27 protein-coding genes are annotated in these 24,882 nt (G+C 72.6%); 22 read left to right on the top strand and 5 right to left on the bottom strand.

Going from position 1 to position 24,882, the window contains the following annotated elements; translation table 11 throughout:
- Positions 1-108: 108 nt before the first annotated feature.
- The 4 genes from F6W97_RS35735 to F6W97_RS35720 all read left to right on the top strand — a co-directional run bounded on the left by F6W97_RS35735 (position 109) and on the right by F6W97_RS35720 (position 4,849).
- Positions 109-1,158 (top strand): sugar ABC transporter substrate-binding protein, encoded by a 1,050-nt coding sequence (locus tag F6W97_RS35735; RefSeq protein ID WP_155375000.1) that lies wholly within the window; start codon positions 109-111, stop codon positions 1,156-1,158.
- Between the two features lie 123 nt (positions 1,159-1,281).
- Complete coding sequence (locus F6W97_RS35730) at positions 1,282-2,331, top strand: ABC transporter permease (RefSeq protein ID WP_155374999.1); 1,050 nt, start codon at positions 1,282-1,284, stop codon at positions 2,329-2,331.
- On the top strand, positions 2,328-3,344 hold the full coding sequence (locus F6W97_RS35725) for an ABC transporter permease (protein ID WP_155374998.1): 1,017 nt from the start codon (positions 2,328-2,330) through the stop codon (positions 3,342-3,344). Before F6W97_RS35730 ends, F6W97_RS35725 begins: the two co-directional genes overlap by 4 nt.
- Complete coding sequence (locus F6W97_RS35720) at positions 3,344-4,849, top strand: sugar ABC transporter ATP-binding protein (protein WP_155374997.1); 1,506 nt, start codon at positions 3,344-3,346, stop codon at positions 4,847-4,849. The genes F6W97_RS35725 and F6W97_RS35720 overlap by 1 nt, the downstream gene beginning before the upstream one ends.
- A gap of 52 nt (positions 4,850-4,901) precedes the next feature.
- On the opposite strand, the gene F6W97_RS35715 is transcribed toward F6W97_RS35720, so the two are convergent.
- Positions 4,902-5,273, bottom strand: coding sequence for a TraR/DksA family transcriptional regulator (locus F6W97_RS35715; RefSeq protein WP_155374996.1), 372 nt, complete (start codon positions 5,271-5,273; stop codon positions 4,902-4,904).
- Positions 5,274-5,381: 108 nt separating this feature from the next.
- On the opposite strand from F6W97_RS35715, the gene F6W97_RS35710 reads away from it, so the two are divergent.
- The 10 genes from F6W97_RS35710 to F6W97_RS35665 all read left to right on the top strand — a co-directional run bounded on the left by F6W97_RS35710 (position 5,382) and on the right by F6W97_RS35665 (position 16,214).
- Positions 5,382-5,534 (top strand): hypothetical protein, encoded by a 153-nt coding sequence (locus tag F6W97_RS35710; RefSeq protein WP_155374995.1) that lies wholly within the window; start codon positions 5,382-5,384, stop codon positions 5,532-5,534.
- Positions 5,535-5,968: 434 nt separating this feature from the next.
- The gene (locus F6W97_RS35705; RefSeq protein ID WP_230687250.1) at positions 5,969-6,667 is read left to right on the top strand and encodes a M23 family metallopeptidase; all 699 of its coding nucleotides are present in this window, start codon (positions 5,969-5,971) and stop codon (positions 6,665-6,667) included.
- 57 nt (positions 6,668-6,724) lie between these two features.
- Positions 6,725-7,606: a hypothetical protein gene (locus tag F6W97_RS41085; RefSeq protein WP_230687249.1), complete on the top strand. Its 882-nt coding sequence runs from the start codon at positions 6,725-6,727 to the stop codon at positions 7,604-7,606.
- Between the two features lie 116 nt (positions 7,607-7,722).
- Positions 7,723-8,775 (top strand): endonuclease domain-containing protein, encoded by a 1,053-nt coding sequence (locus tag F6W97_RS35695; protein WP_155374994.1) that lies wholly within the window; start codon positions 7,723-7,725, stop codon positions 8,773-8,775.
- Positions 8,772-9,434, top strand: a complete 663-nt coding sequence (locus F6W97_RS35690) for a hypothetical protein (RefSeq protein ID WP_155374993.1) — start codon at positions 8,772-8,774, stop codon at positions 9,432-9,434. The genes F6W97_RS35695 and F6W97_RS35690 overlap by 4 nt, the downstream gene beginning before the upstream one ends.
- Positions 9,431-12,697 (top strand): ATP-binding protein, encoded by a 3,267-nt coding sequence (locus F6W97_RS35685; RefSeq protein ID WP_155374992.1) that lies wholly within the window; start codon positions 9,431-9,433, stop codon positions 12,695-12,697. The genes F6W97_RS35690 and F6W97_RS35685 overlap by 4 nt, the downstream gene beginning before the upstream one ends.
- A 144-nt stretch (positions 12,698-12,841) precedes the next feature.
- A complete protein-coding gene (trpB, locus tag F6W97_RS35680) occupies positions 12,842-13,999 on the top strand; it encodes a tryptophan synthase subunit beta (protein ID WP_155375111.1) in 1,158 nt (385 codons plus the stop codon).
- Positions 13,996-14,799: a tryptophan synthase subunit alpha gene (gene trpA / locus F6W97_RS35675; protein WP_330165003.1), complete on the top strand. Its 804-nt coding sequence runs from the start codon at positions 13,996-13,998 to the stop codon at positions 14,797-14,799. Before trpB ends, trpA begins: the two co-directional genes overlap by 4 nt.
- Before the next feature lie 207 nt (positions 14,800-15,006).
- Positions 15,007-15,747: a GntR family transcriptional regulator gene (locus F6W97_RS35670; protein ID WP_155374991.1), complete on the top strand. Its 741-nt coding sequence runs from the start codon at positions 15,007-15,009 to the stop codon at positions 15,745-15,747.
- 23 nt (positions 15,748-15,770) lie between these two features.
- Complete coding sequence (locus F6W97_RS35665) at positions 15,771-16,214, top strand: hypothetical protein (protein WP_155374990.1); 444 nt, start codon at positions 15,771-15,773, stop codon at positions 16,212-16,214.
- A gap of 124 nt (positions 16,215-16,338) precedes the next feature.
- Here F6W97_RS35665 and F6W97_RS35660 read toward each other — a convergent pair whose 3' ends face one another.
- Positions 16,339-16,710 carry a MerR family transcriptional regulator gene (locus tag F6W97_RS35660; protein ID WP_155374989.1) on the bottom strand — a complete coding sequence of 124 codons (372 nt, stop codon included), beginning with the start codon at positions 16,708-16,710 and terminating at the stop codon, positions 16,339-16,341.
- Between the two features lie 52 nt (positions 16,711-16,762).
- Here F6W97_RS35660 and F6W97_RS35655 point away from each other — a divergent pair, with 52 nt between their 5' ends.
- Together F6W97_RS35655 and F6W97_RS35650 are read left to right on the top strand one after the other, a co-directional pair.
- Positions 16,763-17,764, top strand: coding sequence for an aldo/keto reductase (locus F6W97_RS35655; RefSeq protein WP_155374988.1), 1,002 nt, complete (start codon positions 16,763-16,765; stop codon positions 17,762-17,764).
- Positions 17,765-18,057: 293 nt separating this feature from the next.
- Positions 18,058-18,861, top strand: coding sequence for a TIGR02452 family protein (locus F6W97_RS35650; protein WP_155374987.1), 804 nt, complete (start codon positions 18,058-18,060; stop codon positions 18,859-18,861).
- 7 nt (positions 18,862-18,868) lie between these two features.
- On the opposite strand, the gene F6W97_RS35645 is transcribed toward F6W97_RS35650, so the two are convergent.
- Both F6W97_RS35645 and F6W97_RS35640 read right to left on the bottom strand, forming a co-directional pair.
- Positions 18,869-19,105 carry a hypothetical protein gene (locus F6W97_RS35645; protein ID WP_155374986.1) on the bottom strand — a complete coding sequence of 79 codons (237 nt, stop codon included), beginning with the start codon at positions 19,103-19,105 and terminating at the stop codon, positions 18,869-18,871.
- Positions 19,106-19,225: 120 nt separating this feature from the next.
- Positions 19,226-19,855, bottom strand: coding sequence for an aspartate/glutamate racemase family protein (locus tag F6W97_RS35640; RefSeq protein ID WP_155374985.1), 630 nt, complete (start codon positions 19,853-19,855; stop codon positions 19,226-19,228).
- Between the two features lie 128 nt (positions 19,856-19,983).
- Between F6W97_RS35640 and F6W97_RS35635 the strand changes: the two genes are divergently transcribed.
- Complete coding sequence (locus F6W97_RS35635) at positions 19,984-20,649, top strand: hypothetical protein (RefSeq protein WP_155374984.1); 666 nt, start codon at positions 19,984-19,986, stop codon at positions 20,647-20,649.
- 37 nt (positions 20,650-20,686) lie between these two features.
- On the opposite strand, the gene F6W97_RS35630 is transcribed toward F6W97_RS35635, so the two are convergent.
- A complete protein-coding gene (locus F6W97_RS35630; protein WP_230687265.1) occupies positions 20,687-21,952 on the bottom strand; it encodes an alpha-L-fucosidase in 1,266 nt (421 codons plus the stop codon).
- A gap of 111 nt (positions 21,953-22,063) precedes the next feature.
- Here F6W97_RS35630 and F6W97_RS35625 point away from each other — a divergent pair, with 111 nt between their 5' ends.
- The 5 genes from F6W97_RS35625 (at position 22,064) to F6W97_RS35605 (ending at position 24,808) form a co-directional block, all read left to right on the top strand.
- Positions 22,064-22,864, top strand: coding sequence for a helix-turn-helix domain-containing protein (locus F6W97_RS35625; RefSeq protein ID WP_155374982.1), 801 nt, complete (start codon positions 22,064-22,066; stop codon positions 22,862-22,864).
- Between the two features lie 92 nt (positions 22,865-22,956).
- Positions 22,957-23,280 (top strand): ArsR/SmtB family transcription factor, encoded by a 324-nt coding sequence (locus F6W97_RS35620; protein WP_155374981.1) that lies wholly within the window; start codon positions 22,957-22,959, stop codon positions 23,278-23,280.
- Positions 23,280-23,501, top strand: coding sequence for a hypothetical protein (locus tag F6W97_RS35615; RefSeq protein WP_155374980.1), 222 nt, complete (start codon positions 23,280-23,282; stop codon positions 23,499-23,501). Before F6W97_RS35620 ends, F6W97_RS35615 begins: the two co-directional genes overlap by 1 nt.
- 35 nt (positions 23,502-23,536) lie before the next feature.
- A complete protein-coding gene (locus tag F6W97_RS41080; protein WP_230687248.1) occupies positions 23,537-24,271 on the top strand; it encodes a LysM peptidoglycan-binding domain-containing protein in 735 nt (244 codons plus the stop codon).
- A gap of 21 nt (positions 24,272-24,292) precedes the next feature.
- Positions 24,293-24,808: a DinB family protein gene (locus tag F6W97_RS35605; RefSeq protein WP_155374979.1), complete on the top strand. Its 516-nt coding sequence runs from the start codon at positions 24,293-24,295 to the stop codon at positions 24,806-24,808.
- Positions 24,809-24,882 lie beyond the last annotated feature (74 nt).

Here is a 24,882-nt window from a genome sequence, read left to right as displayed (position 1 = left end):
TCGTTACGGATGAGGGCTTGACTGCCGGTACGTGACCGAGTAAACATCTAGGAAATATCCTATAGGATTTCGATAGCTCGAAGTGCCTGACTAGGGAAGGAACTCGGCATGAGGCCGTTTGTTCGACTGGGCTCCATCGTCGGCGTGCTCGCTGTGGTGATCGCGGCGTCGGCCTGCACCAAGAAGGAAGACAACCCGGACGGCGGCAGCACCGCGCTCACCGCCGCCCAGGTGAAGGTGGCGCTGGTCCCCGGCGGCGCGCACCCGTACTTCCAGCCGTGGAAGGACGCGGGCGGCAAGGCCAAGACCGACTTCGCGTTCGGCGACGTGACGTTCAACGAGACCGCCGGCTGGGACCAGACCAAGCAGAACGACGTGCTCACCTCGCTGGCCGCCCAGGGCTACAACGCCTTCGGCATCTTCGGCGTCGCGCCGGAGAGCATCAACTCCACCTTCGAGAACCTCAAGAAGCAGGGCTTCCACGTCGGCTCGCTGGCGTCCTGCCCGGCCGGTGACAAGAATTTGGCCGACTTCTGCCTGTCCACCGACGTGCAGGAGGCGGCGTACAAGGCGGCCAAGGCGGCCGTCGAGGCCATGGGCGGCGCGGGCAACCTGGTCCACCTGACCGGCAACAAGGTCGACTCCAACACCCAGCGCCGCATCGCGGGCGTGCAGAAGGCCGTCGACGAGACCGGCGGCAAGGTCAAGCTGCTGGACACCATCACCGACATCGACAAGGACCTGCAGACCGCGCAGAAGGCCGTCGCCGACCTGCTCGCCGCCAAGGGCAGCCAGGTCAACGCGATCGTCACCACCGCCTACAACCCGGCCGTGGCCGCGGCCGGCGGCGTGAAGCAGGCCAAGCTGCCGATCAAGGTCATCGCCATCGACGACGACCCGACCATCATCGCGGGCATCAAGGCCGGCGAGGTCGCCGCGACCGTCCTGCAGAACCCGGTCGGTCAGGCGTACGTCGGCTCGTACGCGCTGGTGAAGCTGTCCGAGGGCTGCACGATGGCCACCCCCGGTGTCATCATCGACTCCGGCTCGTTCGTGGTCACCACGGCCAACGTCGCCACCTACGACAACGACCGGGCGGCCAAGACCACCTCGCTCAAGTCCGACTTCGACAGCAAGTACCTCACCTGCGCCAAGTAACACGCCGACGGCCGGGGCGGGCCGCATCCGCTCCGGCCGCAGGCGTTCGCGCCCCGGCCCCACCCCCACGCGGCCGGGGCGCGTCCGCGCCGATCGCGACGCGTCACACCCCCGGAGAGTGCAGTGAAGCAAGAGGACACCACCACCCCCGAGCAGCCGCGGCCGCCCGCGCGGCTGCCGCTGTGGGCCAACCCCCGGATCGGGCTCGTCGTGCTGCTGATCGCGCTGATCGCGCTGTTCACCACGCTGCGGCCCGCCTTCCTCAACACCCAGCTGACGCTCGTGCCCATGCAGGCCGACATCAGCGTGTACGCCGTCGTCGGGCTGTCCCAGCTCGCCGTGCTCTCCCTGGGCCACATGAACATGGCCGTCGGCCGGATGGCCGCGATGAGCGCCTTCGCCTCCGGCCTGCTGCACGACCGCCTCGACGCGCCGCTGATCGTGGCGCTCGCCGGGGGCCTGGCCATGGGCGCGCTGCTCGGCGCGCTGGCCGGGATCATCATCTCGCGCACCGGCGTCAACTCGTTCGTGGTCACCCTCGCCCTGGACTTCGCGCTGATCGGGCTGGTCTCGCTGCTGTACGCCACCTTCACCGACGGGGTCGCCTTCAACGGCCTGCCCGCGGGCATGTCCGCGCTGCGCACCGACACCTTCGCCGACTACTGCGCCGGGGACGTGTGCGGGCCCGAGATCCCGCTGCTCGCCCCGATCGCACTGGTCGCGGTGCTGGTGGTGGGCCTGCTGTTCCGATGGTCGCGGGTGGGCCGCGAGGTGCTGATGACCGGGTCGAACGCCAAGGCCGCCGAGCTGTCCGGCATCCCGGTCGGCTGGCGGGTCGTCCAGGCGCACGCCCTGTCGGGGTTGCTGGCCGGGCTCGCCGGGTTCCTGCTGTCGGCCAACAACGGCTCGTTCTCGGCCGGGGTCGGCGACGGCTTCCTGCTGCCGTCCTTCCTCGCCCCGGTGCTCGGCGGCACGCTGCTGGTCGGCGGCGCGGTCAGCGTGCTCGGCACGGTGCTCGGCACCGCCATCACCCAGGTCATCTACAAGGGCCTGAACCTGCTGCAGTTCCAGGTCGACGAGCTGAAGCTCTACATCGGCCTCGTCCTGCTGGCCGCGCTGTCGCTGGACCGCCTGCGCCACGTGCTCGCCGAGCGGCGGGGGGTGCCGGCATGACCAGCACCGTGCAGACCCCCACGACCCGGGCCGCGACCCCGCCCGCCGCGAAGCCGAGCCGCCTGCGGCGCACCGTGCGCACCTCCGAGTTCACGCTGGTCATGCTCGCGGTCATCGGCTTCGTCGCGCTGACCCTGACCACCGACGGCAACATGCTGTCCGCGGGCACCCTGGCCGCGTTCTTCCGCTTCCTGGCCGTACCCATGATCATCGGTTTGGCGCAGATGGTGGTGCTGGCCATCGGCCAGATGAACCTGTCCGTCGGCGTGCTCACCGGCTTCTGCGCCATGGTCGCCGCCTGGGCCATGCTGGAGGCCGGGCTGCCCGCGCCGCTGGCCGTGCTCGCCGCGATGCTGCTCGGCGCGGCCGTCGGCCTGGGCAACGGGCTGCTGGTGGTGTTCACCAGGATCAACGCGTTCATCGTCACCCTGGCGACCATGACGATCATCGACGGGCTCCGGTACGGCGTCAACGGCCCCGGCACCTACCAGGACTACTCCGCCGGGCTCGCAGAACTCGGCCAGGCCTCGCTGCTCGGCCTGCCCGTCGTGTTCCTCATCGCCTGCGCGGTCGCCGCCACAGTGTGGTTCTTCTTCGCCCGCACCGTGCCCGGCCGGCACCTGCTGGCCAGCGGCGGCAGCCCGTTCGCCGCCCGGCTGTCGGGGGTGTCCAACGACCGGTCCATCGTGCTCGCGCACGCGCTGTCCGGGCTGCTGGCCGGGGTCGCCGCGGTGCTCACCCTGGCCCAGTCCGGCTCGGTGAACGCCACCATCGGCGACGACCTGCTGCTGCCCAGCTTCGCCGCGCCGATCATCGGCGGCGTCGCGCTGGCCGGCGGGGTCGTCAGCGTGCTGGGCACCAGCCTGGCCGCGTTCATCGTGCGGCTGGTCGACGTGGCCCAGGCCCAGTTCGCCATCAACCGGCGCTGGGTCGACCTGATCGTCGGCGCCGTCGTGCTCGGCGTGGTGCTGTCCGGCGCGATCCGGACCAAGCTCTCCCGGAGGTCGTCGTGATGCTGCTGGCCGAGGGCCTGAGCAAGTCGTTTCCCGGCGTACGCGCGCTGGACGGCGTGACGCTGCAACTCGCCGCGGGCAGCGTGCACGCCCTGCTCGGCGAGAACGGCGCGGGCAAGAGCACCCTGGTGAAGATCCTGACCGGGGTGTACCGCCCCGACGCGGGCCGGGTCGTGCTCGACGGCCGTGACGTCGGCTTCGGCAGCCCCCTGGAGGCGCTGCACGCCGGCATCGGGGTGGTGCACCAGGAACGCAACCTGGTGCCCGAGTTCTCCATCGCGGAGAACATCGCCCTGCAGCACCTGCCGAACCGCCTCGGCATGGTCGACCGGACCCGGATGCGGGCCGAGGCCCGCCGCTGCCTGGGCATGCTCGACCTGGACCTCGACCCGGACACCCGGGTCGCGGAGCTGTCGGTGGCGCAGGCGCAGCTGGTCGAGATCGCCAAGGCGCTGTCTGTCGACACCCGGGTGCTGCTGCTCGACGAGCCGACCGCGTCGCTCACCGGCGACGAGGCCGACCGGCTCTACGCCATCGTGCGCAAGCTGACCGCCACCGGACATGCCGTGGTGCTGGTCAGCCACAAGCTCGAAGAGGTGTTCGCGGTCGCGGACACGGTCACCGTGCTGCGCGACGGGCGCAGCGTCGCGCAGGCGCAGCCGCTGTCCGGGTACACCCGGGACGAGATCGTCGACCTGATGGTCGGCCGGGCGTACGCCTCGGTCGAACTCACCGCCCGCACGGTGGACCGCGCCGCCACCCCCGCGCTGGAACTGGCCGGGCTCAGCACCCGCCACGGCCACCGCGAGGTCTCGCTCACCGTCGCCCGCGGCGAGATCCTCGGCCTCTACGGCCTGGTCGGTGCGGGCCGCACCGAGCTGGCCAAGGCCCTGCTCGGGCTGGACGAGATCACCGGCGGCGAGGTCCGGGTGCACGGCGTGCCGGTGCGCATCCGCGACGTCGGGCAGGCGCTGCGCCGCCACCGCATCGGCTACGTGCCCGAGGACCGCAAGGGCGAAGGCCTGTTCCTGGAGCAGCCGATCACCCGCAACGTCGGGGTCACCGTCTGGCGGCGGCTGGCCCGCTTCGGGCTGATCCCGGACCGGGCCGAGCGCGACGTGGTCGCCGAGTACACCGAGCTGCTCGGCATCCGGGCCGCCTCGCCGGGGCAGCTCGCCGGGCAGCTGTCCGGCGGCAACCAGCAGAAGGTCAGCCTTGCCAAGTGGCTCGCCGCCAGCTGCGACATCCTCATCGTGGACGAGCCGACGGTCGGCATCGACGTGCGCACCAAGGCCGCGTTCCACGAGCTGATCGCCCGGCTGGCCGGACAGGGCATGGCCATCCTGCTGATCTCCTCGGACCTGCCGGAGATCGTCACGCTGGCCGACCGGATCGCGGTGATGGGGGAGGCCGCCGTACGCGGCGAGCTGGTCAACGACCACGACTACGACGCGGTGAGCCAGCGCGTGATCCGTCTCATCCACGCCGCGCCCGCGGCGGTCTGACCGATGGCGAAGGGCCCGTCCCGGCGGGGACGGGCCCTTCATGTCGGGGCGGTCAGCGCCAGCGCTCGGCGGCCGCCTGGCACTTCACGCAGTGGGTCGACCAGGGCATGATCTCCATGCGCGCGGGCGGGATCTGCTGCCCGCAGCCGTCGCAGGTGCCCAGCGAGCCGCTCTCGAACCGGGCCAGCGCGTCGGACAGCTTGCGCATGTGGTCGTCGAGCGCCGCCGTCAGCAGGTCCTGCTGCTCGGTGTCGGAGACCATCGCGCCCGCGTCGGCGAGGTCGCCGGGGCCCTGGTCGCCGGAGCGGCGCAGCTGCCGGACGGACTCGCTCTGCACCCGCAACTGCTCGGCCGCCTCCTCGTAGCGAGCCTTCAGCAGCACGCCGAGCTGTGCCTTGTCGAGCGTGCCTTCCAGCGTTGTCATCATGCCTCCACTGTCTCGGTGCATCGTGGCTTCCCGATGCCCCTGTCGGCCAAACCTCCGTTGCTAAGCGAGACAACGGATGCCGGGCTCTGCGGTTTCGGGTGAAGCGTGGCCATCGTGCGTCGTTTGTCTGTGCTTTCGCTGAACGCCGAACCGGCACGCTGGCGCGGGCGGGTTATCCTGCGCGCCGCGCGGGGAACGGATGTCGTCGACACGAGCCGGGCCGCGCCGAAATGCCCGATGGATACCGAAGTGCCGTAGTGCATCGAGGGTATGGCGGGCGGCCCGGCTGCCGGTTCCGATGAGGGCGGGTCGCCCGGAGCGGTGATACAGCCCACTGACGAGTTCTCGCCGGACGGCCGCCCGGAGCCCCGGTGCTGCCTGTTCGCACGAACCCGGCCACGCTCGGCCGATCGTCGGGCGGGCCGTCCGACCGTCGACATCGGGCGTACGGCCCGTCGCGCCGGCGAGCCGGTCCGGCCCTTGTGCCCCGGGTGGGGAGCGCTCGGCCACGCGTACCGGAAACATGAACGCGAGAGGATTTGAGGTTTTAGGACTCTTTTTGGCACGTCGACTGACTTGTGTCTAGTGCCCGATTTGGTTAGGTTGTCCAGCAGTGCCATCCCTGGCGAGGGCGACTCGCCTGTATGGGGCTCCGGACGGACCGGCGCCCGACGTGACCGAAGGGTGTGGTCGTGCGCTATCGGCCAGAGCTGGTCAGGGAGGCCGACCGCTACAGCGGGCGGCGCCGTGCGGATGTGCCGTCGCGGAGCAGGTACGCCACCGTGCTGGCCACCGCCGCCGCGGGCGCGGGCATCGTCGCCTTCGGGGCCGCGGCCGTGGTGCCCGACGCCAAGGCGGACACTCCCGGCGACCATGTCACGGCCCTCGCCGACGCGGCCCGCGGCGACATCGCCGCCCGCCCCAACCGCGGCGACCGCCAGCTCAGCACCTCCTTCAACCAGGAAGCCCCCGACGCGTGGGTGCTGCCGCTGCACGACTACACGCTGAGCTCGCGCTACGGCATCCGCTGGGGGCGGCCGCACCGCGGGCTGGACCTGGCCGGGCTGCCCGAGGGCACGCCGTACATGGCGGTGCGCGGCGGCATCGTGGTACAGGCCGGGTGGAACGGCGGCTACGGCAACTCGATCATCGTCGACCACGGGCACGGCCTGCAGACGCTGTACGGGCACTCCAGCCGGGTGCTGGTCAAGCCCGGCGACCGGGTACAGGCCGGCGACGTGATCGGGCTGACCGGCAACACCGGCTACTCGTACGGCACCCATCTGCACCTGGAGATCCACGTCGACGGCGTCGCGCACGACCCGATGACCTGGTTCAAGAAGCACGGCGTCGACTTCGAACTCGAACTCGAAGAGGTCTACGGCACCTGACCCGCGGCCGCGGAAACGCGCTGACGTCGCGGGGCGCCCCGGCCTAGGATGGCCGCCGTGCACGCGACGAACCTGCCCTTCCGCTGGGACGTGGTCACCCCGGACCAGGTCGGCGGGCTGCTCGACGGCGTCGAACCGCCGCCGCTGTGGTACGCCGACGAGCTGGCCGCGTGCGCGGGACGGGTCATCGCCCGCAGCGGCGACGCCGACCTGATCTTCGTCGGCAGGTCCCTGGACTCGATGTACGACCTGCTCGGCGGGGCGCTCGCGGGCACCTCCTGGCGGGACCGCACGTACCGGTTGCCGCTGTCGTTCAGTGTCGGCGGCCGGTGGGCCGGGGGCAGGTTCCGGCCGGAGCGTATAGGCGGACCGCAGCTCGCTCAGGCGCGCCTGATCCTCGACCAGCTCGGGCTGAGCCCGCACGCGCTCGCCCGGCGCGCCCGGCCGGTGGCCTTCGTCGACGTCGTATACAGCGGCGAGACGTTCGGCGAGCTGTACACGCTGCTGCGGTCGTGGATCGAGCGTGAGCGGGAGCCGTGGGGCGTGATCCGGCGGAAACTGCGCTTCGTCGGGGTCACCTCGCGGCGCGACACCAGCCCGAAGACCTGGCGCTGGCAGCAGCACGCCGACTGGACCCGCGAGCTGCCCGCGCGTTCGGTGCTGAACGTGTCGCTCGATGCGATGGTCTGGTCTTACCTCGGCAACAACCAGGTCAAGCTGACCCGGACGTTTCCGCCGCGGGACTGGCTGGCCGAGGTGCCCGGCCCGCGGCGCGACGAGCAGACCCGCCTCGCCCTGGCCGAGGCGTTCGCGCTGGTCGAACTGGGCCGTTCGGCCCGCATGCGGCGGGCGCTGGTGCGCGCGATGTCCGGTGAGCCCGCCCTGGCGCTGCCGTGGTCACGCGCCCTCATCGGACAGCTGTCCGCGGGTTCGGGATAGGACGAACCGGCAGTCTTCCCGGCCCGACAGCGTTGTCTCGGGCCGAATGTCCGGTTGCCGTCTACCCAGTGCAGCGACAGAATCACCAGGAGTCGCAGCTGGGGAGATCCTTGGACATGACGCCACATTGGACGCATACGCCGGCAGGCCGGGTCACCCGCCTGCGGGGCGCGTCCACGGAGGCGATCGAGCTCGCGCTGACCCCGCTGCCCGACGGCGCACCCGCCGTGGTGACCTACCGCCCGCCGCTCGCGCCGACCGCCGCCGAGGTGGCCGCCGCCGCGCTGGACGAGCTGGAGACGGCCGCCCTGCGGCTGTTCCCGGCCTGGCTGCCCGCCGCCGAGCACCTCGAAGGGCCGGGCGGGGGCGGGGTGCCCGCGGTCCGGGCGCTGGCGGTGGAGCTGGCCGCAACCACCCGCCACTTCGGACCCTTCCTGGCCGACCTGGCCGAGCTCGCGCTGCGCGGGCGGCCGTCCCGCCGCCAGCCGATCGCGTCCCGTTTCGCGCCCGAGGTGCGCGCCGCCGGGCTGGCCCGGGTCGTCGCCGAGAGCTACCGGCGCAACGGCGCGGCGCTGCTGGTCGACGTGCCCGACGGGCTGGACCCGGTGCGGCAGCGGGCACTGGCCGCCGCCGCGGAGTGGCTGGCCGCGCACGGCGGCTTCACGGTGTGGCTGGCCGGGGGCGACCTGCCCGCGGCAGGGCGGGTCACGGTGTGCCCGGTGCGGCTGCCCGAGCACGTCGCAGAGCTGGTCGCGACGGCGGGCGACATTCCCGCCGCCGGGCCGAGCCCGCCCGCGCTGTCGTATCCGCCGGTCGAGGGCCGACCGCGGGCGGACAGCGCCGCGGAGACCGCGCTGGAGGCGGCGCTGGCCGAGGCGGCCTGGGCGGCCGGCCGCATCTGGAACCGGCGGTACGCGGCCCGCCCGCACTACGTCATCGACCTGGTCTGGCCCGACGAGCGGTGCGCCGTCGAGATCGACGGCGACGAGCACCGCGGCCCCCGCAAGTTCGCCCACGACCGCCGCCGCGACGTGCTGCTGCAGCTCGACGGCTTTGCCGTGCTGCGGTTCACCAACCGCCAGGTCCTCACCGAACTGGGCCAGGTGCTGGCACACCTGGAGCAGTACCTCCGTTCCCGACGCACCGACGCGCACAAGGAGAAACAATGACCAAGCTCAAGCCCTCGGAGAAGGCGTGCCTGCTGCTGCTCATGTCGGAGGCCCGTGAAGTCTCCAACAGCGAGCTGCGCGAGCGCTATGACGGCTTCTCGATCCAGGGTGCGGACAGCCGCACCCTGGTCGAGAACGGGTTCGCCACCAAGCGCAAGGGGGCCAAGGGCGCGCTGGTGCACGAGCTGACCGACGAGGGCTGGGCGCAGTGCAAGCGGGAACTGACGGAGGACTTCGTCAAGGGCGCCGGGCCCGCGTACCCGGCGCTGCACGCGCTGCTCGGTGCGGTGGACCGCTACCTGCGCCGGGCCGAGCTGAGCCTGCCCGACCTGTTCACCGCCAGCGTCCCGCCGCCCGCCGCGCAGCCGGTGGTCAAGATCAAGCCGGTGGTCAAGCGCGGGCTGGAGAAGCGGGTGCGCACCGCGTACGACAAGCTCGCCGACCAGCCGCAGGCCTGGGTCAGCCTGACCGACCTGCGCCGGGAGCTGGCCGGGGTGTCGGCCGCCGAGGTCGACGCGGCGCTGATGAAGATGGCGGTCGCGCGCACCATCGTGCTGGTGCCCGAGGACAACCAGAAGACCCTCACCGACGAGGACCGCGCCGCCGCGATCCACATCGGCGGTGAGGACAAGCACCTGTTGACCATCGAGGCCGAGTGAACCCCGACCAGCGCCGGGCGCTGTCGAACCTGCGGTTCGACGTGGCCCCGGTGCCCGACGACGTCTGGCGCGGCTCGCCCTTCCACGTCGAGGCCCTGCACGACGACGTGGTGCGGCACATCCTGCACGGGCTCGACGACGCCCGGCGCAGCCCCGACGGCAGCCCCATCGGCATCGCCATGCAGGGGCAGCCCGGCTCGGGCAAGACGCACCTGCTGGGCTGGGTACGCGAGCAGACCCAGCGCGGCGGCGGCTACTTCTTCCTGGTCGGGCTGCTGGACGGGGCGGCGTTCTGGTCCAGCGCCACCCTCGCCGTGGTCAACGGGCTGCAGCGCGACCACCTGGGCCAGGGCAGCCAGCTGTCGGTGTTCCTGGACCGGCTGTGCGACAAGGCGGCAGTGCCGCCGGAGGCCGCGGCGGCGGTGACCGGGCGGGCCCCGCTGACCCGGGCGCACCTGGACGAGTTCGCCGGTGCGCTGCGCCGCTTCGACGGGCCGGTCGGCATGGCCTGCCACCACACGGCGCGGGCGCTCGCGCTGCTCGGGGCGGCCGACAACCCAGCCGCGCAGGACGTCGGGTACACGTACCTGCAGTCGATGCAGGAGATGGAGCCGGGGGAGCGGCACGAGTGGGGCATCCACCCGGTGCAGAAGCCGCCGCAGCTGGTCATGCAGGAGCTGTCGCAGCTGCTGGCGCTGACCGGCCCGACGGTGGTGGCGATCGACCAGATCGACACGCTCGTCGCCCAGCTGTGGAGCAGCACCGCGCGCAAGGAGACGGGCGAGGAGAGCGCCGAGCAGACGCAGCTGATCAACCAGATCGCGGACGGCCTGATGGCGCTGCGGCAGACGACCCGCCGCACGCTCACGGTGCTGGCCTGCCTGCCGTCGACGTGGACGCTGATCCGCACCCGGGCCACCAAGTCGGTCGCCGACCGGTTCCGCGAGCCGGTCACGCTCAAGGGCATCGCCAGCGCGGACATCGCCCGCGACATCGTCGCCAAGCGGTTCGCGGTGCGCTTCGACGAGCAGGGCTTCGTGCCGCCGTACCCGACGTGGCCGGTGCGGGAGGCGGCCTTCGCCGAGGCGACGGTGTTCACCCCGCGGCTGCTCATCAACCGGATCAATGAGCACGTGCAGGCCTGCCTGCGCGAGGGCACGGTGCGGGAGCTGGCCGGGTTCACCGAGCCCGAGCACCAGGTCATCGTGCCGGTCGCCGACGAGGTCCTGGACGACAAGCTGGACCGGCGCTTCGCCGAGCTGCGCGAGGGTGTGGACGTGTCGCCGGCGCTGGCGGGCGCGACCGAGGACGGCGAGATGCCGGCGCTGCTCACCGCCGGGCTGTCCGCGTGGATCGAGGAGCTGGGCGAGGCGGGCCGGGCCTTCCGGGTGGACCCGCCACAGGGCGGCAAGGTGCCGCTGCACGCCCGGCTGCGCCGCAGCCTGGACGAGGCCACCGAGGACGAGCAGCACTGGTCGTTCCGGGCGATCGCGCACACCAACGCGATCGCAGCCCTGTCCCGGCTGCAGGCGGCGCGTACCAGCGCGGGCCTGAGCCGGGGTATCGGCAAGCGCAAGCTGTTCCTGCTGCGCAACGCCGACTGGAACAAGGGCGCCAAGACGCAGGAGTCGCTGAAGGCGTTCGCCGCCGACGGCGGCACCCGGCTGAGCATCGGCGAGGACGACCTGCGCACCTTCGCCGCGCTGCGGCAGCTGCTGGCCGAGCGGGACTCCGGCCTGGCTGCCTGGCTGGCCGCCCGCCGCCCGGCCGGCCGCACGATGCTGCTGCGCACCGTGCTCGGCGAGATCGTCGCGGAGGTCGCCATGGCCGCCGAGGCGGGCGGGCGCCGCCGCGAACGCGCGGTACACCTGACGCCCGTGCCTGACGGGGAGGACGTTCCGGCACCGCCGGGTGCGGCCGAGTCGGCCGGGGCGGCGGCGGTGGCACGGGATGTCGTGGACGGCGACGCCTCGGCGGTCGCGGCCGGATCCGGCTCGGCGAGCAGGGCGGATCGCCCGCCGACGGTCGCCGCATCCGCGCACACCATCACGCTGGGCACCGGGTTCGATGACGGGGAGCCCGTGCGGCTGGAGCTGGAGTCGCTGCGCAAGCACACGGCGATCTTCGCGGGCAGCGGGTCGGGCAAGACCGTGCTGATCCGGCGGCTGATCGAGGAGTGCGCGCTGCAGGGCGTGTCCACGATCGTGCTGGACCCCAACAACGACCTGGCCCGGCTCGGCGACGCCTGGCCGGAGCCGCCCGCGGGCTGGTCCGACGGTGATGCGGCCCGGTCGGCGGAGTACCTCGCGCACACCGACGTGGTGGTGTGGACGCCGCGGCGGGAGGCGGGGCGGCCGCTGACCTTCCAGCCGCTGCCGGAGTTCGCGACCATCCGCGACGACGCCGACGAGTTCGGGGCCGCCATCGACGCGGCGGTGGCCAGCCTCGCGCCGCGGGCGAAGGTGGAGGGCGGCACCGCCAAGGCGATACGCGGGCAGGCGGTGCTCAACGAGGCGCTGCGGCACTTCGCCCGCAGCGGCGGCGAGGGCATCCGGGCGTTCGTCGGGGTGCTCAGCTCGCTGCCCGAAGGGGTTAGCCAGCTGGAGGACGCGGAGAAGATCGCGTTCGAGCTGTCGCAGAACCTGACCGCGGCCATGGTGACCGACGCCCTGTTCGGCGGCGGTGGTGCGCCGGCGGATCCGGGCCTGCTGCTGACGCCCGCGCCCGGCAAGCGGGCCCGGGTGTCGGTGATCAGCCTGGTGGGGCTGCCGTCGGAGCAGCAGCGGCAGAGCTTCGTCAACCAGTTGCAGCTGGCGCTGTTCGCCTGGATCAAGAAGAACCCGGCCGGGGACCGTCCGCTGGGCGGGCTGCTGGTGATGGACGAGGCGCAGACGCTGGCCCCGTCGGGCCCGCTGACCGCGTGTACGCAGAGCACGCTGGCGCTGGCCTCGCAGGCCCGCAAGTACGGCCTGGGCCTGGTCTTCGCCACGCAGGCGCCCAAGGGGCTGCACAACCGGATCTCCGGCAACGCCGCGACGCAGTTCTTCGGGCTGCTCAACGCCCCGGCGCAGATCGAGGCGGCGCGGGAGATGGCGCGGGCCAAGGGGGCTGACGTGCCGGACATCTCGCGGCTGGGCACCGGGGAGTTCTACGCCTCGGGGGAGGGCTTCGCGTTCCGCAAGATGCGCGGCTCGCTGTGCCTGAGCCACCACCCCAAGAGCCCGCTGACCACGGAGGAGGTCGTCGAGCGCGCCAAGCGGTAGCCGATCGACGACAGGGCCGTCCCGCCGACTGGCGGGGCGGCCCTTCGCTGTGCCACTATGGGCAACAGTTCTAGAACAGTTGGAGGAACTGTGGGTGCCATCACCGCCGCGGGCCTGCCCGCGCTGCTGCCCGCCGCAGGGCTGATGCACGACCCGGGCGCCACCGGCCGGTTCGGCGACTACGGGGGCCGCTACGTGCCCGAAGCGCTCATCCCGGCCTGCGCCGAGGTCGAGGAGGCGTTCCGGGAGGCGTGGGCCGACGCCGGCTTCCGCCGCGACCTCGACCGCCTGCTGACCGTCTACGCCGGCCGGCCCACCCCGGTCACCCCCGCCTGGAACCTCTCCGCCGAGCTGGGCGTCACCGTGCTGCTCAAGCGCGAAGACCTGGCCCACACCGGCTCCCACAAAATCAACAACGTGCTCGGCCAGGCGCTGCTGGCCCGGCGCATGGGCCGCACCCGGCTGCTCGCCGAGACCGGCGCCGGCCAGCACGGCGTGGCCACCGCGACCGCCGCGGCGCTGCTGGGCCTGTCGGCGACGGTGTTCATGGGCCAGAAGGACATGGCCCGCCAGGCGCTCAACGTGCACCGCATGCGCCTGCTCGGCGCTGAGGTGGTCGAGGTCACCAGCGGCAGCCGCACCCTCAAGGACGCCACCAGCGAGGCGATGCGGCACTGGGTGACCTGTGTCGACGAGGCCTACTACTGCCTCGGCTCGGTGATGGGCCCGCACCCGTACCCGTGGATGGTGCGCGAGTTCCAGCGGGTGATCGGCGACGAGGCCCGCGCCCAGTGCGCCGCCGAGCTGCCCGCCGCCATCCCGGACTACGTCGTGGCCTGCGTCGGCGGCGGCTCCAACGCCGCGGGCACCTTCGCCGGGTTCGCGGGCACCACCGCGAAGCTGGTCGGCGTCGAGGCCGCGGGCGGCGCGGCGATCGCGGGTGGCAAGGTCGCGGTCCTGCACGGGCACCGGTCGTACGCGATCCAGGACGACCACGGCCAGATCCTCGAAGCCGAGTCCGTCGCCGCGGGCCTGGACTATCCCGGCATCGGCCCCGAGCACGCCCACCTGCACGACCTCGGCCGGGCCCGTTACGTCACCGTCGCCGACGACGAGGTGATCGACGCGGTGCGGCGGCTGGCCCGCAGCGAGGGCATCCTGCCCGCGCTCGAGTCGGCGCACGCCGTCGCCTGGGTGCTGCGCGCAGCCCGCGACGGCGAGCTGCCGCTCGGTGCGACCGTGCTGATCACCCTGTCCGGCCGCGGCGACAAGGACACCACGACCCTGATGGAGATCCCGTGAACGCCACCATCGCCACCGGCGTGGCCGTCGGCGCGCGCCTGCGCGAGCGCCGTGACACCGGGCGCAAACTGCTCGTGCCCTACGTGACCGGCGGCGTCAGCGCCGACTGGACCGCATACCTCGCGGCGTACGCGCAGGCCGGGGCCGACGCCGTCGAGATCGGACTGCCGTTCTCCGACCCGATGATCGACGGGCCGACCGTGCAGGAGGCCTCCGAACGGGCCCTGCACCGGGGCGCGACGGTCCGCGGCATCCTCGCCGACCTGCGCGAGGTACGGGTCGACGTGCCGCTCATCGTGATGACCTACTACCACCTGGTGGCGCGCGAGGGCCACGCGCAGTTCTGTGCCGCGCTCGCCGACGCCGGGGTGCGCGGGCTGATCGTGCCCGACCTGCCGCTGGAGGAGCTGGCCGAGCTGGAACAGGCGGCCGCCACCGCGGACGTGGACCTGATCCTGGTCGCCGCGCCCAGCGGCGCGCCGTCGCGGCTGCGGGAGATCGCGGTACGCAGCCGCGGCTTCGTCTACGCCATGACCGCCATGGTCACCACCGGGGAACGGGCCGAGCTGCCCGCCGCGGCCGGCGAGTTCGCGGCCCGGCTCAAGGCGCACACGGACCTGCCGGTGCTGCTCGGCTTCGGCATCTCCACGCCGGAGCACGCGGCGGCCGGGGCACGCGCTGCCGACGGTGTCGTGGTCGCCTCCGCGCTGATGCGGCGGCTGCTCGACGGCGCCACCCCGGCCGAGTCCGGCGCGCAGGTCCGCGCGCTGCGCGCCGCACTGGACGCGGACCAGGACTGACGGGGCAGCGCACGTCGCGCCGCCGCGCTGGATGCGGACCAGGACTGACGGGGCAGCGCACGCCGCGCCGCCGCGCTGGATGCGGACCAGACTGACCGGGCAGCGTGCGCCGCGCCGCCGCGCTGGACGCGGGCCCACGGCTGACGCGGTGGGGGCTGGATCGCCGATACTGGAGCGATCCCGCCGCCGACCGACAGGAGCCACCGCATGGCCGGGCCCCGCTACCGGGTCATCGCCGCCGACCTCGCCGAGCGCATCCGCGCCGGGGAGTACCCGCCGGGCACCGCGCTGCCCGCGCAGCGCGAGCTGAGCGCCCGGTACGACGTGGCGCTGGCGACCGCGCGGCAGGCGCTGCAGGCCCTGATCGACGACGGGCTGATCGTGGTCGAGGCCGGCCGGGGCACGTTCGTCGCGCCGGCCCGGCCCGCATACCGGCTGGACACGCTGCGCAGCTTCGTCGACGACCTGCGTGACCAGGGCCACCAGGTCACCACCGAGGTCGTGTCGAGTTCGCTGCGCGCCATGCCCGCCTGGGTCGCCCAGCTGTGGGGCGAACGCGACGGGACGGCCAAGGCGCTGCGGCTGGAGCGGCTGCGGCTGCTCGACGGCGTCCCCGCGATCCACCAGGTGTCGTGGGTGGACCAGCCGTACGCACAGCTGGTGCGCGGCGTCGACTTCACCGCCACGGCCCTGTACGCGTCGCTCGCCGACGCCGGCATGGAGATCGCCTCGGCGTCCGAGCGCATCGCCGCCGCCACCCTCGGCGAGGCCGGCGCGGCCCTGCTGCACCAGAGCGCGGACAGCCCCGTACTGGTCAGCGACCGGGTGACCCGTACCCGCGACGGCGCGGTCGGGGTCGTCGACCGGGCCGTGCTGGCGGGCGGGCTGATGCAGGTCCGTGCCGAGCGCACCGTGCACCAGGTGTCGGTACGATGGGGCGCGCCGTAGCCCGCGGGCAAGGGGAGGCACGGGTGGACGCCGACGCGAAGCGGCACGCTGCCGGAGTCGGGCAGAATCTCATGATATGGGTGGGCGTGCCGGCGTTCTGCCTGCTCCTGCTGATGGACGGCGCGATGGGGATAGGTCCCGCCTGGCGGGCCCACCAGGGCATCGGCACGCCCGGGGTGTTCACGGCCACCACCTGCCACAGAAACTCATGCAACATCGGCACCTGGACCTCCGATGACGGCCGCAGGACTGTCCACGAGGTCGGCATACTGGACCTCCCGCGCGGGAGGGTGCACGAGGGCGACACGTTCCGTGCGCTGTACACGGGCGACTCCGACCGCGTGTACGTGCCGCGCGGGAATGCCTACCTGGGCTTCCTCTGGACCCTGGTCGCCGGCTCGACCGGGGTGTTCATCCTGGCGGCAGCCCTGTTCGCGGGGATGCGGCGGCAGCGCGCCGAGTCGTAAGAGGCGTGGCGGCGCGGTGACCTGCAGGCGCAGCGACGCGAACAGATGCGGCGGCAGGAGCAGAGCGCCAGGCAGGGCCGGGATACGGCAGCCTAGTCGCCGCATCCTGCTGACGGCAGGCCCGCTAGCTCTGTGCGGCCAGCTCGCTCTCGTAGTAGCGGATCTTCTCCCGCAGATGCCCGTACTGCCGCTCCAGCAGCGCCATCTGCTCCTCGACCGCCTCGGCGTGCGCGCGCAGCAGCTCGACCCGGTCGGCGACGGTGCCGTCGCCGTCGCGGGCCAGCTCCGCGAAGCGGCACATCTGGTTGATCGGCATGCCGGTGTCGCGCAGGCAGCGCAGCAGCCCGAGCCAGCCCAGGTCGTGATCGGAGAAGACGCGCTGCCCGCCGGGCGTGCGGTCGACCTCGCTGAGCAGGCCGATGCGCTCGTAGTAGCGCAGCGTGTCCAGGCTGAAGCCGCTGCGCCGGGACGTCTCGGAGGGGGTGTACGCGCTCATCGGCCCACCTTAGCTTGACCTGGAGCGCACTCCAGGTGTCAGGCTGGCCCGCATGACGACGACACGGACACTGGGCCGCAGCGGGATCGAGGTCAGCGCGCTGGGCATGGGCTGCTGGGCGATCGGCGGCCCGCTCTGGGGCGACGGCGGCAGCCAGCCGCTCGGCTGGGGCGAGGTCGACGACGAGGAGTCGATCCGCACCGTGCACGCAGCCCTCGACCACGGCATCACCCTGTTCGACACCTCCAGCAACTACGGCGCGGGCCACAGCGAGCGGGTGCTCGGCCGGGCCCTGCACGGACGGCGGGACAACGCGGTCATCGCCAGCAAGTTCGGCTACACGGTCGAGGAGCAGACCCGCCTGGCCACCGGCGAGGACGCCAGCCCGGCGTATGCCCTGGCCTGCCTCGACGGCATCCTCGACCGCCTCGGCACCGACCACCTCGACCTGTACCAGCTGCACCTGGGCAGCCTGCCGATCAGCCAGGCCCTCGACCTGGTGGACACGCTCGAAGCCCTGGTCGCCCAGGGCCGCATCCGGGCGTACGGCTGGAGCACCGACGACCCGGAGCGCGCCGCGGCCATGGCCAAGGCGGGCGCGCACTGCGCGGCGGTGCAGTACGACACCTCCGTGCTGAACGACAACGCCGCCATGGTCGACGTGCTGGCCGACTGGAACCTGGCCGGACTCAACCGCGGCCCGCTCGCGATGGGCCTGCTCACCGGCAAGTACCACGGCGCGGCCGGCCCACTCGGCCGCGACGACGTACGTGGCAAGAACCCGGAGTGGCTGCACTGGTTCACCGACGGCGTACCGACCCCGCAGTGGGCTGCGCGGGTCGACCGGGTCCGCGAGGCGCTCACCGCCGACGGCCGCACCCTCACCCAGGGCGCGCTGGGCTGGCTGCTCGCCCGCAGCCCGCACAACCTGCCCATCCCCGGCTGCCGGACCGTCGCCCAGGCCGAGGAGAACTTCGCCCCGCTCGCCCGCACCCCGCTGCCCGCCGACGCCTTCGCCGAAGTCGAGTCGCTGCTCGCCGACCTGCGCGGCTGAGTCCTGTGCCCCGGCCCGCTCCGGTGGGCGCCACCGCCTGGGTGGGCCGGGCGGGACAGAACCGTCCGGCAGGTCCACAACTCCTGGGTTGTATCCACAACCCAGGAGTTGTGGACCGCCGGCGAAACTACCCGCGGCACGGCGGCACGGCGGCACGGCGGCACGGCGGCACGGCGGCACGGCCGCACGGCCGCACGGCCGCACGGGGCACGGGGTACGGCCGAAACCGGTTGCCCGGCCCGTGCCGCCGCCCTAACGTTGCCGGGCGTGAGAGGTATGCAGGTGCAGTCGCGGTGAGCGGTCGGTTGCGGGAGATCGCACGGCAGACGGTGGAGATCGCCGAGCGCGGGCACTACCACAACGCGGCAGGTTCGGAGGTCCGGATCGGACCGGCCGTACGCGAAGCCGTCGCCGGGACCCGGCACCACGAGCCGGACGAGGAACTGGCCGTCGCGGGCGAGCGCACCACGCGGCCGGTGATCGAGGTGACCCGCGAGTCGACGCTGGTCGCGGCCCGGCGGGCAGGTCCGGCGGCGGCCTGCCTGGTGTTCGCCTCGGCGAAGAACCCGGGCGGCGGCTTCCTCGGCGGGGCGAAGGCGCAGGAGGAGAGCATCGCCCGCGCGTCGGCGCTCTACCCCAGCCTGCTGGCCGTGCCGGACTTCTACGCCTACCACCGCGCGCAGCGCGACCTGCGCTACAGCGACCGGGTGATCTACTCGCCGGGCGTGCCGGTGTTCCGCGACGACAAGGGCAACCTGCTCGACGAGGCCTACCGGACGTCGTTCCTGACCGCGGCCGCGCCGAACCTGGGCGCGATCGCCCGCAACCAGCCCGAACACGTGCCCGACGTGCCCGCGGTGTTGCTGCGCCGGGCGACCCGGGTGCTGGAGGTGGCCGCCGCGCACGGGCACCGCACGCTCGTGCTCGGGGCGTGGGGCTGCGGCGTGTTCCGCAACGACCCGGCCGTGGTCGCGCAAGCCTTCGCTGATGCGCTGCGTACCGTGGACCGCTTCGACCGCGTCGTGTTCGCGATCTACGACAACCTGTCCGGCACACCGGTGCACGCGACGTTCGCGCGGGTGTTCCGGAACGGCTGACCGGTCCTCAGTCCTGTTCCTGAGCCTGGATCTTCTCGCGGATAGAGGCGATCTCGAACCGGTCCGGGACCCGCACCGTGGGCATGCCTTCCATACCCCAGGTGGAGAAGCACTCGCAGCCGGGCACCGGGCACAGCATGATGCCGCCGTCGGCCGGGTCGTCGGCGGTGGTGACGAGCGCGTGCGGGTCGAACGGGTGGCCGCACTGGGCGCACGTCTCAGGCTGCTCGGGCCGCTGCGTCATGACTTGCCTCCCGTGGCGTCGCCCGGCCGGGGCGGCGGGCGCCTTCCATTGTCGGCAGGCCTCGCCACCGGGACGAGACGCGCCGCGCGGCCGGGACGAGACGCGCGGCGGCGGTCGAGGCTAGAGCGCCGCGGCGGCGCGCAGGCCCAGGCGCGGTGAGGCCAGCACGGGGATGGCGGTCGCGCGGCGCTCGGTGACGGGCGCCATCGACGCCTGGGCCAGCACGATCACGTCGGTGTCGGTGACCCCGGCCAGTGCCGTGGCGACCCGGTCGAGGTAGCCGTCGAGGTCGCCGGCCTCGAAGCGGTCCCAGGCGCCGCAGATCATCTGCGCGGACACGGTGACCGGGCGGCCCGCACGGGCGGCCTCCTGCTCGATCAGCGCGGTGGTGGGCGCGAGCGTGGTGGCCAGTGCCGCCAGCACCGTGATCCGGGGACCGGCGGCCACGGCCGCGGCGGCCATCGGCCGGTCGACGCGCAGCACGGGGATGCCCGCGCGGGCGGCGGCCTGCTCGGCGAGCGCGCCGATGGTGGAGCAGGTGCACAGCACGGCCCGCGCGCCGGCCTCGACGGCGAGGTCGATCTGCTGGGCGACCTGGTCGGCGACGGCGGCCACGCCGTGGCGGCGCGCGTCTTCGAGCAGGTGTTCGGCGACGATGTGGTACAGCGTCAGCGTCGGCGCCTCCTCGTTGCGGAGCCGGTCGAAGGTGAGCACGTGGGCCTGCGAGGTGTGCAGGAGAGCCAGCATCATCGTTCGTTTCCGTGCGAGTCGGACATCCGAGGGCGGATCACCGTAGCACCGGGTGCGTTGCGCCCGTCGCCCCGCGAGACAGCCGTCACAGCAGTATCAGGCTGGCGGTGCCCGGCTAACGTGTGCCCATGCTGCTGGTGACGGTGCGGCGGGCGTTGCCGCTGCTGGGTGTGCTGACCGCGGGCCTGCTGGTGAGCGCCGTCGCGGGGACTTCGCTGCTGAACCAGGACCTGCAACTCGTCGGGTTCTTCGGAGGACTGTTCGTGGCGCTCGGCGCCATCTACGTGATCAAAGCGCGCGACCTGCGTGCCGGCTGGGGGTTCACCGCGCTCGGCCTGGCCGTCTTCATCAACATCATTTTCATGCTCTCCGTCTCCGCCGTGATCCTCGAACTCGCGGGTGAGCCGGTCGCGGCGACCGTGGTCGCCGACCGCGACGGCTACGAGGGCAAGGCGCCGACCAGCCACCGCTACACGCTGACCGAGCTCGGCGGTGCGCCGATCCGCGGTGAACTCACCCTGGAGGAGGGGGAGCCGCTGGAACTCGGCGAGCAGGTGACGGTGCTGCGCGATCCGGCCGGGCTGGCCAACCCGATGCTCGCCGACGAGGTCGTCGCGGGCAGCACCGGCGCGCTCGTGTTCTTCTGGCTGGTGCTGGCGGTTCCGGCACTCATCGCGGGAGTCCCCCGGCGTGAACCCGCGCCCCCTGTCGACCCGGACGCCATGGTGAGCCCGGTGTTCGAGGTGCCCCGGGGCCGCAGACGCGACCGCCCGCGGCAGGACTGGCGCAGTTGACACCGGCCCGGCCGCGGGCAGCCGAGTACGCCGTCGCTCAGTCGCGTCCGGTGCCGCGGTAGAGGTCGAGTTCGCCGTCGAGTTCGACGGTGATCACCGTCGCGTGCCGGTCGAGGTCGGCCGCCTCCGGCGCGTCGATCCAGGTCACGCCGGGCACCTCGCCCAAGCCGCCGGTCACCCGGTGACCGAGTTCGGCGCCCGTGCCCAGGACGTACGCCCGCTTGATCGGGGTGCGCAGGCCCTTGATCGCGATGTTTTCGCCAGGGGAGCCGAAGAGCATCAGGTGCATGGTGCGGCGATCGGGGGACAGCGTGCTCGGGCCGTAGTGGTGGCCCGCGGGCAGGCCGGCCACCGTGCCGAAGACGGCCGTCTCGTGCCGCGCGATCCACGCGCCCAGGCCCTCCAGCCGCTCGACCTGCTCGGCCGGGATGGTGCCGTCGGCCTTGGGGCCCACGTCGAGCAGCAGGTTGCCGCCCATGCCGATGGTCTCGGTGAAGTAGCGCACCAGCTGGCCCACGGACTTCTGGTTGGTGTCGCCGTGCCGGTAGCCCCATGAGTCGTTGACGGTCAGGCACAGCTCCCACGGCCCGTCCGGGGCCTGCATCGGGATGCCCTGCTCCGGGGTGGCGTAGTCGCCGTAGGACAGCATCCGTGCGTTGAGCACGGTCTGCGGGTTGGCGGCCAGGATCTGCTCGGACAGCTCCCGCATGCGCCACTGCTGCTCGCTGCGCTCCCACTCGCCGTCGAACCAGAGCAGATCCGGGCGGTACCGGTCGATCAGCTCGCCGACCTGGCCGTCGCGGTAGGACAGATACCGGGTCCAGGCCTGCGGGTCGTCGGGCCTGCCGTCCTGCGGGGCGACCCAGGCGCTGTCGTTGACGTGCTGGGCCTCGCCCTGGCTGCGCACCGACGGGTAGTCGGGGTGGTTCCAGTCCGAGTGCGAGTAGTAGAGGCCCACCTTGAGGCCCTGTTCGCGCAGCGCCTGCGCGTACGGGGCGATCAGGTCGCGCCCGGCCGGGGTGTGCTCGACGACGTTCAGGCCGCCCTGCGCGGAGTCCCACAGCGCGATGCCGTCGTGGTGGCGGGCGGTGAGCACCGCGTAGCGCGCGCCGACCCGGGCGAACAGCTCCGCCCACGCCGTCGGGTCGTAGTTCTCGCCCGCGAAACCGTCCTGCTGGCGCATGTACTGCTCGTGCGGGACCTCGCCGGCGTAGAAGGCCCACGACTCCGCGGTGCCGTCGACGGCGTAGATCCCCCAGTGGAGGAAGATGCCGAGTCTGGCCTCGGCGAACCAGGGCTGCATCGCCACGGTCGTGCTCCTTGACTGTCATTTCTGGTCGACGGTGGGTAAGGCTATGGCCCGATCGCCTGGCAGCGCGTGGGTCCTGCTCACCACTACTGGTACGTTTTCACCATGACGGCGCTGCTGGAGCCGGGTGGCCGGAGCGTGCGCCTGCACCTGGACAGCCCGCCGCAGGTGGCCAACATCGGCGTCGGGGTGCACGGCACCACGGTGGCCAGCGAGTCGTTCCTGCTCCCCGAGCTGTGGCAGCTGCACCTGTACGGCTACCAGGGCGAACTGACCGTGGGCGGGGTCACCCATGCGATCCGCCCCGGATACGTCAGCCTGGTCCCGCCCGGGGTCGAGGTGCGCTTCGACTATCGGGGCCGCTCCGAGCACCTGTACGCCCACCTGCGCCTGCCGCGCGCCGGCGTGCCGCTGCCGGTGCCGGTGATGCAGGACGCCGGGGCGCAGGCCGCGGTGCTGTCGGCGATGCTGCGCCAGGCGGTGGCCGCCGCGCCGCACCGGCCGGCGCAGGCCGCGGCGGAGGTGTGGGCGGTGCTGTGGCGGATGGCCCAGCTGCCGCGCGCCGTGCCGGACCCCCGATCCGGCGGGCCGCACCCGGCGGTCGCGGCGGCGATGGCGTTCCTGGAGGCACGGCTGGCCGAGCCGGTGTCGGTGCCCGACGCCGCCCGGCACGCCGGGGTGTCGCACAACCACCTGACCCGCCTGTTCCGTGCCGAGACCGGCGACACCGTGGTGGCGTACCTGCGCCGTCGCCGGCTGGTGCGGGCCGAGCACCTGCTGCGCCGCTCGACGCTGTCCATCCCGGCCGTCGCCGCCTCGGTCGGCATCGCCGACCTGCAGGCGTTCAACAAGGCCTGCCGCCGCGAGTTCGGCCTGTCGCCGCGTGCCCTGCGCGCCGACCGCTGAACCGGATTCCGCTGTCGCTTATCGCACTCGACAGCGCTTGCGGGCACATGCTAGTTTTTTCTTGCAGGTGAAAGTCGAAGCTAGGGGGCCCGATGGAGACGTCGCACACCGGCGACGAGCTGGCGCGGATCCTGGCGACCCTGGCCAACCCGCACCGGATGCGCGTCATCGCGGCCCTGGCGCACGGCCGCAACTACGTGAGCGCGCTGGCCCGCGAACTGGGCATCAGCCGCCCGCTGCTGCAGCTGCACCTGGCCAAGCTGGAGGCGGCGGGCCTGGTCACCGCCGCGTTCGAGCTGTCCGCCGACGGCAAGGCCATGAAGTACTACGACACGGTGCCGTTTGCCGTGACGCTCACCCCGCAGAGCATCGCGCTGGCCGCGCGGACGCTCACCACCGAGGAGGGAAACAACTGATGGGCAACACGTCATGGGCCATGAGCATGGGCACGATCTGGGTCGTCGGCATGCTGGCCATCTCCGTGATCGGCATGGTGCTCTGGCACCGCAGGCAGAACACGCAGGCCAAGGCCGCGTCCGCGCCCGCCGCCGAGCAGCTGACCGCGATCTCCGCCCAGCTGACCGACCTGCAGGCCCGCGTGGCGAAGATCGAGAAGGTGCTGGCCTCGGTCGACTGACGCCGCTCGCGCCGCCGCGCCGCCTACCATGAGACGTGCGGGGCTGGTTCCGGCCGGTCCCCGGCACCACGGGAGGTGTCGCGGTGGCGCTGCGGCGATGGTCGGCGGTCCGCACCGGACCGACCGGCGACGCGATCCTGGACATCATCGAGCGGTACTACCCCAAGCGCGGCGAGGTCTACGTGACCTCCGGCATGGATGGCGACCACGGCAAGGTCAGCCACCACTACGGGCTGCACCATCGGAGCTCGCCGACCGCCGCGATCGACTTCGGCGTCGGCGCGAACGCGCGGATGGGCCGCGACCTGGCCAAGTGGATCGAAGACGAGTTCGGCGACCTGTGCGTCGAGCTGATCCACACCACGCCGTTCGCCGACGACGACGGCTTCTACGTCAAGAACGGCAAGAAGATCGCCTCGTACGGCGCGGCCACCGACGCCGCCCACGCCGACCATGTGCACCTGGCGATGTCCGCGGCCCAGGTGGCCAAGGCGCTGGAGCGGCTCGCGGGCAGGACCGGCGGCGCGGCTCCCGAGCCCGCCCGCAAGCGCGCGCCACGCAAAGCGGCGAAGAAGGCCAGCACACCGAGGAAGACCGCCACGCCGAAGAAGTCCCTGCCCGCCACCGCGTTCCACACGGTGCGTCCAGGGGACACTCTCACCGCGATCGCCGGGCGCTACAAGACGACGGTGCCCGCCCTGGTCAAGCTCAACCCGGTGATCACCAACCCGGACCTGATCCAGGTCGACCAGCGGCTGCGGGTCAAGTGAGCGCCCCTTACGCTGTTGACCATGACGTTCCAGCTGCCTGACGCGATCGCCGCGCTGAGCCGTACGCCCGATGTGCTCGACGCCCTGCTCGGTGACCTCGACGACGGATGGACCAGGCAGCGTCCGGCCGACGGCGAGTGGAGCGCGCACGACGTGCTCGGCCACTTCATCCACGGCGAGCGCACCGACTGGATCCCCCGCGCCCGGATCATCCTCGACCACGGCACGTCGGCGCCGTTCACACCGTTCGACCGGGACGGTCATGTCGCGATCGCGGCCGACCGCTCCACCGCCGAGCTGCTCGACCTGTTCCGCACCCTGCGTGCCGAGAACCTCGCCGCGCTGCGCGGCTTCGAGCTGACCGCCGACGACCTCGACCGGCAGGGCACGCACCCCGCCTTCGGCCCGGTCACCCTGGGCCAGCTCCTGGCCACCTGGACCACCCACGACCACGTCCACCTGGGACAGGTCACCCAGGCCCTGGCCACCCGCTACACCACCGAGGTCGGCCCCTGGCACGCCTACCTCTGGGAGTGACCCGGACGCCCCACCCACCTTTAATAGATGTTGGCCTATCTGGATGACTTTTCGGCGATCGAACTCATCCAGAT

Source organism: Catellatospora vulcania (genome assembly GCF_009720385.1).
GTDB classification, from domain to species: Bacteria; Actinomycetota; Actinomycetes; order Mycobacteriales; family Micromonosporaceae; genus Catellatospora; species Catellatospora vulcania.
This window is presented reverse-complemented; position numbering and strand designations above follow the sequence as displayed.